Annotated in this window: 8 protein-coding genes; 1 reads left to right on the top strand and 7 read right to left on the bottom strand. The window is 69.5% G+C overall.

The window, feature by feature from the left end:
* Positions 1 to 168: 168 nt before the first annotated feature.
* Positions 169 to 882, top strand: a complete 714-nt coding sequence (locus E2651_RS37275) for a PspA/IM30 family protein (RefSeq protein ID WP_135335705.1) — start codon at positions 169 to 171, stop codon at positions 880 to 882.
* Positions 883 to 919: 37 nt separating this feature from the next.
* On the opposite strand, the gene E2651_RS37270 is transcribed toward E2651_RS37275, so the two are convergent.
* The 7 genes from E2651_RS37270 to E2651_RS37240 form a co-directional block, all read right to left on the bottom strand.
* Positions 920 to 3535 carry a SpoIIE family protein phosphatase gene (locus E2651_RS37270; protein WP_135335704.1) on the bottom strand — a complete coding sequence of 872 codons (2616 nt, stop codon included), beginning with the start codon at positions 3533 to 3535 and terminating at the stop codon, positions 920 to 922.
* A gap of 166 nt (positions 3536 to 3701) precedes the next feature.
* Positions 3702 to 4109, bottom strand: a complete 408-nt coding sequence (locus E2651_RS37265; RefSeq protein ID WP_135335703.1) for an ATP-binding protein — start codon at positions 4107 to 4109, stop codon at positions 3702 to 3704.
* 153 nt (positions 4110 to 4262) lie between these two features.
* On the bottom strand, positions 4263 to 4652 hold the full coding sequence (locus tag E2651_RS37260; protein ID WP_135335702.1) for a (deoxy)nucleoside triphosphate pyrophosphohydrolase: 390 nt from the start codon (positions 4650 to 4652) through the stop codon (positions 4263 to 4265).
* A gap of 42 nt (positions 4653 to 4694) precedes the next feature.
* Positions 4695 to 4880: an SPOR domain-containing protein gene (locus tag E2651_RS37255; RefSeq protein ID WP_135335701.1), complete on the bottom strand. Its 186-nt coding sequence runs from the start codon at positions 4878 to 4880 to the stop codon at positions 4695 to 4697.
* 205 nt (positions 4881 to 5085) lie between these two features.
* A complete protein-coding gene (locus E2651_RS37250; RefSeq protein WP_135335700.1) occupies positions 5086 to 6813 on the bottom strand; it encodes a hypothetical protein in 1728 nt (575 codons plus the stop codon).
* A gap of 178 nt (positions 6814 to 6991) precedes the next feature.
* Complete coding sequence (locus E2651_RS37245) at positions 6992 to 7744, bottom strand: GntR family transcriptional regulator (RefSeq protein WP_135335699.1); 753 nt, start codon at positions 7742 to 7744, stop codon at positions 6992 to 6994.
* 112 nt (positions 7745 to 7856) lie between these two features.
* Positions 7857 to 9076 (bottom strand): alpha/beta hydrolase (locus E2651_RS37240; RefSeq protein WP_135335698.1); only part of this gene is annotated, 1220 nt, incomplete at its 5' end.

Here is a 9076-nt window from a genome sequence, read left to right as displayed (position 1 = left end):
GACGGCCCGGCTTCTTGCCCCGGGGCAACAACGGCTCCAGGCGGGCCCACTGCGTATCCGTCAGATCTCCACGTGCCACGAAGCAAGATCATCTCACCTCAAGATCCGCTTTCGATACGCGCCCTAGTGCCCTCGTAGCCCTACCACCCCTCATAGAACGAGCCCGGTATGACGAAGCAGACGATCCTCGGCCGCGTCGCCCAGCTCGCGAAGGCCAACATCAACTCCCTCCTCGACCAGGCGGAGGATCCGCAGAAGATGCTCGACCAGTTGATCCGTGACTACACGAACAACATCCGGGAGGCCGAGGAGGCGGTGGCGACCATCATCGGCAATCTGCGGATGGTGGAACTCGACCACAAAGAGGACCGGGACGTGGCCGCAGAGTGGGGCACCAAGGCGGTCGCCGCCAGCAGGAAGGGGGACGAGCTGCGGTCCGACGGGAACGCCGCGGAGGCCGACCGGTTCGACCGTCTGGCCAAGGTCGCGCTCCATCGGCAGTTGCAGTCGGAGCGTGAGGCCAGGGACGCCGAGCCGACGATCGCCTCGCAGACCCAGGTCGTGGGCAGGCTGAAGACCGCGCTCGACCAGATGAAGATCAAGCTGACCCAGCTGAAGTCGCAGCGCGATCAGCTGGTCGCCCGTGCCAGGACGTCGCAGGCGCAGAACCGGATGCTGGACGCCGCGCAGAACATCGACGTACTCGATCCGACGAGCGAACTGAACCGCTTCGAGGACAAGGTGCGCCGCGAGGAGGCGCGGGCGCTAGGCAAGCAGGAGCTCGCCGCGTCCTCCCTGGACGCGCAATTCGAGCAGTTGGACAGCTTGAGCGATGAGGCGGAGGTCGAGGCCCGCCTGGCCGCTCTAAAAGCAACTACGTAGAGACGCGGCATATAAGGCCGACTACTACGTAGCGACCTCAGAACAGGCTGAGCAGCGCCTCCGCCGCGTCCATCGGCTCCACCCCGCTGTCCGGCAGCGGCAGCTCGAACCACACGGTCTTGCCGCGCGGCGTCCTGCGCGAGCCCCACGCGGCGCTCAGCAGCCCGACCAGCTGCAGCCCGCGGCCGCCCTCGTCCGTGTCCCGCGCGCGGCGGCGGCGCGGCTGGACGAGGCCCGCGTCCCAGACCTCGCACACCAGGGTGCGGTCGAGCAGGAGACGCAGCCTGATGTCGCCTTCGCCGTACCGCAGGGCGTTGGTGACCAGCTCGCTGACCAGCAGTTCCGTGGTGTCGCAGAGCGGTTCGAGGTCCCAGGAGCGCAGCTGTGCGCAAGCCAGTTCGCGGGCCCTGCCCACCGACTTCGGGTCGCTCGGCAGCGTCCAGTCGCCGACGGCTTCGGCGGGCAGGCCCTGGACGCGCGCCATCAGGAGCGCGATGTCGTCCTCTCCGTGGTGGGTGTCGAGGGTGTTCAGGACGTGGTCGCAGACGTCCTCGAGAGCCGACAGAGGAGTGTCTAGGGCGCGTACGAAGGCGTTCAGGCCCTCGTCGAGCGGGTGGTCGCGGGATTCGACGAGGCCGTCCGTGTAGAGCGCGAGCAGGGAGCCCTCGGGGAGTTCGACCTCGACCTCTTCGAAGGGCTCGCCGCCGACGCCCAGTGGCATGCCGGGCGGCACGTCGAGCATGAGCGGCGATTCGTCGGGCTCGACCAGAACAGGCGGCAAGTGGCCCGCGTTGGCGAACGTACAGCGGCGTGTGACGGAGTCGTAGACCGCGTACACGCAGGTGGCGAGGTAGACCTCGGAGAGGTCCGTCTCGGCCGATGAGCGCGTCTGACGGGCCGCTCGGGTGGCTTGCTGGGTGCCCGAGGGGTCGCCGAGGCCGCGGGCGATCTCGTCGAGCGCGGAGAGCACCTCGGCGGGCTCCAGGTCCAGGAGCGCCAAGGTGCGCACGGCGGTGCGCAGTTCGCCCATGGCGACGGCGGCGCGCAGGCCGCGGCCCATGACGTCGCCGACGACCAGGGCGGTGCGGTGACCGGGCAGTTCGATGACGTCGAACCAGTCGCCGCCGACCTCGGTGGCCGCGTTGCCGGGCAGATAGCGGCAGGCGATGTCCAGGCCGGACGCCTCGGGGTCGCCGGGCGGCAGCAAGGAGCGCTGCAGTATCAGCGCGCGTTCGTGTTCGCGGCGGTAGAGGCGGGCGTTGTCGATGCAGACGGCGGCGCGCGCGGCGAGTTCGACCGCCAGGGAGCGGTCGCGTTCCCCGAAGGGCTCGCTGCCCTTCGTACGGGAGAACTGGGCGAGGCCGACGACGGTGTCGTGGGCGACCATCGGAACGGCGAGCGTCGACTGGACGAGCCCTCCGGTGAGCCTGCTCGCTGAACCGTCGTCGGCGGCGGACACGAGACGCGGCCGTGCGGTGCGCAGGGCGTCGGCGCAGGGCGATGTGAAGGCGAAGCGGTGCACGGCGCCCACGTCCACGGGGGTGCCGCCCTCCGGGAAGGGCGCGTCGGCGACGGCGCTCGCGAAGGCCACACGGCGCAGTTCGGCGCTTCCGTCGGCGAGGCCCGGCGGGGTCTCGTCGCCGTCGAGCAGCCCCTGGTAGAGGTCTACGGACGCGAGGTCGCAGAAGCCGGGGACGGTGACGTCGAGCAGCTCGCGCGCGGTCGTCTCCAGGTCCAGGGAGTTGCCGATGCGGGCGCCCGCTTCATTAAGAAGAGCGAGGTTGCGGCGGGCGTGGGCGGCCTCGCGGGCGGCGGCGTGCCGCTGGGTGACGTCGGTGCCGAGTCCCGCGATGCCGATGGGGTGGCCCGAACCGCTGTGCACGCGGTAGAGGTTGATCGACCAGTGGCGGCGGGCGTTGCTGCCGGGGGCGGGGCCGACGATCTGCATGTCGGTCACGGCTTCGCCGGTCTCCAGGACGCGCCGGAGTGCGGCGGCCATGCGGTCGGCCTCGTGGCGTGGCAGATAGTCGTGGACGGTGCGGCCGCGGTGGTCGTCGACGGCGCCTCCGAAGACCGCGGCGAAGCGGCGATTGGCGCGCTGCACCTTGAGGTCCGTGCCGAACAGCAGGAACCCGAAGGGAGATTGGCCGAAAATGGCCTGCGAAGCCGCGAGGTCGGTCTCGATCTGCCGCAGCGCGCGTACATCGACGACGATGCAGACGGCGGCCCGTTCACCGTCCTCCGTGGCGGTCGGCATCACATAGACCTCGGCGATGCCTTCGGAGACACCGGCCCGTGGAACGGATTCGCCGCTCTCTTCCGGCACCCGGAAGTGGACGGATCCCGTCCACTCCCTGCCGTCCAGGATCTCCGCCATCTTGCGGTGTCCGCTGCTGCGCAGCTCCGGCGGGACGAACGCCTCGATCGGGTCCTTGCCCACGGCGTCCTCGGCACGCACGCCGAACAGCTGCTCAGCGCGCCGGCTCCACTGGTCGATCAGCCCGTCGGGGCCGATCGAGAAGGAGGCCACCTTGATGTAGTCGTAGATCGAACCGGGTGGACTGCTCTGCCACATCACGTCATCCGCAGCTTCGCCCCTAGCGTCACCCGACGGCCCGTCCTGCTCCGTCGCCTTCGCTGGTATCTCGCTCACGCGAACCGTCCCCTCCAGCTCACCACGTCCGGCACCGGTCACCGGATGCGGCTGCCCGCAGTATCCAGCACTACGGCGCCACGCCACATGGCGTTCACGATCACAGCACGGACTCAACTCTTTTTGGCCCGTCACTGTCTTGTGTCCGTCCCACGCTGCCAGTCTTCTAACCCGGCAGCACCAGCTCGAACCACACCGTCTTCCCCGTCCTACCCGGCCGTGTCCCCCAGCGACGCGAAGAGCGGGCCACCAATTGGATCCCACGGCCACTCTCGTCATCAAGGGTCGCGGCACGTTCCTGAGGCGGGTCAGGGAGCGGATCGGAGACCTCTACGAGGAGGGCGCCCACGGGGTCGGCGGGGCGCACGAGGCGTACGCCGATGGGGCCCGAGGCATGTCGCAGGGAATTGGTGACCAGTTCGCTCACGAGCAGGACGGTGATGTCACCGAGGGAGGCGAGACCCCAGTCGCGGAGCTGTTCACGGACGACGGCCCGGGCCGTGCGCACGGCGCCGGGGTCCGCGGGAAAATCCCACTCGGCGCAGTCGCCTTCGGTGTCGATCACGCCGATCACTTCCAGACCAGCAGCAGGGGACCCTGTCCGGTTTCATGGGGTTAATGAGCACATACCCGATATCCCTGCGGAATTACCGCTTACCAAGGCGCACTGTGGCACGAACGGCGTACGTGAGGCTCGTGGTCCCTGCGCTGCGAGCGCGCACGCCCCTCATCGGACCCCGCCAACGAGGGCGGTGACGGCAGGCACATCCGCGTCCAGCCAGTTCACCGACCAGATCTCGTCCGGCGCCAGCCACCGCAGCTCGTCGTGGTCCTCGAGCGGCTCCGGGTCACCCGACAGGAGCTTCGCGGTCCACACCCACAGGACGTAGCCGGGCTTGAGCGGCCACTGCCCTGCCACCCTGGCCACCGGCTCGGCATCGACGCCGAGCTCCTCGCGCAGCTCCCGCACCAGGGCTTCCTCGGGGTGCTCCCCCGGCTCGACTTTGCCACCCGGCAGCTCCCAGCGGCCCGCGAGCTCGGGCGGCGCGCTGCGGCGCGCGGCGAGGAGGCGTCCGTCGTCGTACAGGGCGGCGCCCACCACGATCCGATCCGTCATGCGCCGGAGCCTATGCGGTCAGTGCTGGGGTCATTGCCGGGGTCAGTGCGCACTGCCGTTCTGGCTCAGCTTCTCCACCCAGTAGAGCTGCTTGTGCCCGCGGTCGTCGAGGCTGTCGGCGATCTTCTCGGCCTCGGCCCTCGTCGCGTACCTGCCCACGCGATAGCGGTTGCCGTTGTCGTCCTGCCGGATCACCAGCCAGGGAAGTACGACCGTCCCGTCATTCATCGCGCCCCTCCGCTCGCCGCCCCCGGCGCGCGCCACGCCTCGATCAGTAAGGAAACTCCATTCCGCATATGCCCGAGCCTACGCCCGACCTTCACTCAGCGGATACGACTTTGCACAAAGAGATACGCAATCGGCCATGACCGAGGGGGCGCATCTCGCCGAATGCGCCCCCCGATGGCCCCGGTTCGACCGGTACGAGCCCGCGTCAGTCGTCGCGCGCCGCGGACGTCGTCGGCATCGCGGGCATCGCGGGCATCGTCGGCATCGGCATGAGCACCGGCTCACTCGACGGCGACGTACGGCAGACATCGCCGCACTCGGCGTCAAGCGAGCAGCACAGCGAGCAGATCGGCCCCGACTGGACGGGGCAGTCCGCGATGTCAGGGAGTTCGTACGCCGTCTCGCAGACGCTGCACGCGTGCGTGGCCGTCACGTCGGGGACATCGACGTGCGGACCGTTCACCGGGTTGGGCCGCGCCAGGTAGTACTTGCCCTTCGTCGCCCAGGCGATCAACGGGCAGAGGACGACGGCCAGTCCGGCCGCTATGAAGGTCGAGAAGGCTTCCGCGTACTCTCCGAAGAGGCCGAAGAAGGCCAGGATCGACACCACCGACGCGATCACCATCGAGCCGAAGCCCGCCGGGTTCACCGCGTACAGGTACGCCCTCTTGAACTCGATGTAGGGCGGGCTCCAGCCCATCCGCTTGTTGATGACGAGGTCGGCGGCGACGGCCGCGATCCACGCGATGCCCACGTTCGAGTAGAAGCCAAGGAGTTTGTTGAGGGCCGCGAACATGTTCATCTCCATCAGCGTCAGCGCGATGGCGAGGTTGAGGAAGATGTACCAGACCCGGCCCGGGTGCTTGTGCGTGATGCGGGAGAAGAAGTTCGACCAGGACAGCGAACCGCTGTAGGCGTTGGTCACGTTGATCTTGACCTGGGAGACGATCACGAAGAGGGCGGCCGCGGGCAGCGCGAAGGAGCCGAGCCAGGGCTTGAGGGCCTCGATCTGCGGGGCGATCGGCTCCAGGGCGTGCGTCTTGCCGACGGCCTCCAGGGCCACGAACGCCAGGAAGGCGCCGCCCAGTTGCTTGGCCGCGCCGATGATGACCCAGCCGGGTCCTGCCGCGAGCACGGCGAGGTTCCAGCGCCGCTTGTTCTGCTCGGTCTTGGCGGGCATGAAGCGCAGATAGTCGGCCTGCTCGCCGATCTGGGCGATGAGCGAGAGCGCGACGCCCGTGCCGAGCCCGAAGGAGAGCCAGGAGAAGCCGCTGCCCGCCCCCTCGGTGCCCCCGAAGGAGCCGAACGCGCCCCAGGCGTCCGGAGCCTCGAAGGCGAGCACTACGAAGGGCAGCACCATGCCGATGAGCCAGATCGGCTGCGTCCAGGCCTGCACCTTGGCCAGCGCGCCCATGCCGCGGAAGACGATCGGGATCACGATGAGCGTCGTGATCAAGTAGCCGACCTCCACCGGGAGCCCGACGGCCTGGTGCATGGCCTGCGCCATGATCGAGCCTTCGAGCGCGAAGAAGATGAACGTGAACGAGGCGTAGATGAGGGACGTCAGCGTCGATCCGAAGTAGCCGAAGCCGGCGCCGCGGGTCACCAGGTCCATGTCCAGGCCGTACTTGGCACACGCACGCGCGATCGGGATGCCGGTGACGAAGATGATCGTCGCGGCGCAGAGGATCGAGGCGAGCCCGCTGGTGAAGCCGTAGGTGAAGACGATGGACGCGCCGATGGCGAAGTCCGCGAGATAGGCGATGCCGCCCAGCGCGGTGGAGGCCACCATCGTCGGGGACCAGCGCCTGAAGGAGTGCGGTGCGTAGCGCAGCGAGTAGTCCTCGCGGCTCTCGTCGGCCGCCATCTTGGCGTAACTGCGCTTGGGGGGCGGGGCGGCGGCGCTGGTGTCGCGGGTGGCCGTATCCGTCATGAGGGTTCCTGTCGTCCGACCGGATTGCGGGTACGGACGAGGAAGTTAGGAGCCGTGCATGACAATTTGTTGCAAGGCGCGATTGCTCCGGCGTTACGGAAGTCGAGCGCGCGTTAACTCGCGATCACGGCGGTCGGACGGGCCCGTCCGGATTCCGGGCGTACGCCGGAGCGCTCGGTCATCTCACCGGCAGGTGGTATGCGATCCGGTAGCGGTCGGCGGGCACGACGACATCGGCCGTCTCGACCGGCCGCCCCGATGCGTAGTACGTCCGCTGCACGACGATCACCACATGCCCGGGGACGCCGCCGAGCGCCATGAGCTCCTCCGCAAGCCCCGGGCGCGCGCCGACCTCCTCCGCCACGTTGTCCACGACCACATCGATGGCCGCCATGCGTTCGACGACTCCGCAGCCGCCGAGCGGACCCTCTTCGGGGAGCATCACCGGGGTGCGTCCGGTGACGGCGAGGGGCTCCCAGGACGTGGAGAGCATCATCACCTCACCCGCGTCCCGGTACACGTACTTGGTGCACATCACGCGGTCGCCCGCGCGGATGCCGAGCCGCTCGGCGATCGCGCTGCTCGCCTCCACCTGGTCGCTGCGGGACTCCCAGGTGCCGCGCGCGCTGTCCTCCGCCTGCTCCTGGCGGAACGGCGTCGAGCCGCCGGAGGCCCGATAGCCGGTGCGGGCGACGCGGCGGGGCACCGGTCGCTCGCGCACATACGTGCCGGATCCGGAGCGTCCCTCGACCAGGCCTTCGGCCATCAGGACCTTGCGGGCCTCCAGGGCGACGGTGTCCGAAACTCCGTACTCCTCGCGGATTCTGGCCTGCGAGGGGAGCCGGGTGTGCGGCGGCAGCGAGCCGTCGACGATCTTCTTGCGGAGATCACCCGCGACGCGCAGGTACGCCGGCTGCTCACCGAAAGTCACTGGCCACTCCCATCAGGTTGACAGACAGCAACAGCCTGGCAACCGTCGGTTGTTGACCGCAACCCAAGGCCAAGGAATCACCCGAAGTGATGATTTCTGGGTGTGCAGGTCTTTACGCAGGGGCCTTTCCAGGGCTATGGCGATCGTTTTCCGCACCCTCGCCCCGGACGGAGCCGTCGCCTCGCACGGACAGGAAGCGGGAGATCGCCGATCTGGCGATCTGGCTGCCCCAGCCGCCCCAGTTCACGTCGAAACAGTGGTCCGCCCAGGGCAGTTCGACATACGTCGCCGGAGCCCCCGCCGTCTTCAGGCGCCGCGCGAGCTCCCGCGCCTGCGCCACCGGCACCGCACGGTCCGCGCTGCCGTGAAGCAGCAGGGTGGGCGGCACATCGGTGCGTACGAGCTTCGCGGGCGAGCCCAGACGGTAGCGGGCGGGGACGGTCACGCCGCCGCGCTTCTTCGCCGAACCGCCCATCAGGCGCGGGATCATGGGGTCGCGGCGCAGCGCGGTGCCGGCGATGAGGCGGCGCATGTCGGTCGGCCCGTAGAGGGAGATCACTCCGGAGACCGAGCTGTCACGCACCGCACAGGACGCCGGGACGCGGTCGTCACCCTCCGTGTAGGCGGCCGCGAGCGCGAGGTTGCCGCCCGCCGAACTCCCCGCAAGGACAAGGCGGTCGGGATCGATGCCGTACACGCGCGCGTGCCGCCGCACCCAGCCCACGGCGCACTTCACGTCGCCGATCTGGTCGAGCTGGGTCACGCGCGGCGCGAGCCGGTAGTCGATGTCGAAGACCGACCAGCCGCGCTCGTTGAACCAGCGGTTCCACTCGGGGGTCTGACCGCGGTGGCCCTTGTTCCAGCCGCCGCCGTGCACCCAGACCACCGCCGGGTGCCGCACGCCGTCCCGCTTCGGCAGGGTCCACAGGTCCAGTTTTCCGCGCCGCTTGCCGGTGCGGGCGTAGGAGCGGGTGCGGTCCCCGTCGGGGGCCTTGGCGTAATTGACGCCTTCGAAGTAGGCGGTGGGGGCCAGGGGTTGCCCGTAGTCATCGGCGGTGCCGTGGGCGGCGGCGTAAGGCATCACTCCGTAGACAAGCGCCGCGAACCCGCTGAGCGCGGCGAAGCCGGCGCACCAGGGGTGCCGACGCCCCCCGGCCATGGCGGCCGCGAGGCCGAGCGCCGCGGGCAGCGCGAGGACGAGCCCCCAGGAGGTGACCGCCGCCGCGACGAGCACCAGGAGCGAGATGCGGGGCAGTGGGGCGGCCACGAGGACCACGAGCGCGGCGTTCACGAGGGCGGCGGTGACGAGGAGGGCGCGGGAGAGGGGGGTGG

This window comes from Streptomyces sp. MZ04 (assembly GCF_004684775.1).
Classification (GTDB): Bacteria; Actinomycetota; Actinomycetes; order Streptomycetales; family Streptomycetaceae; genus Streptomyces.
The sequence above is the reverse complement of the archived record's forward strand: the minus strand, read 5'-3'. Positions and strand labels throughout refer to the sequence as shown.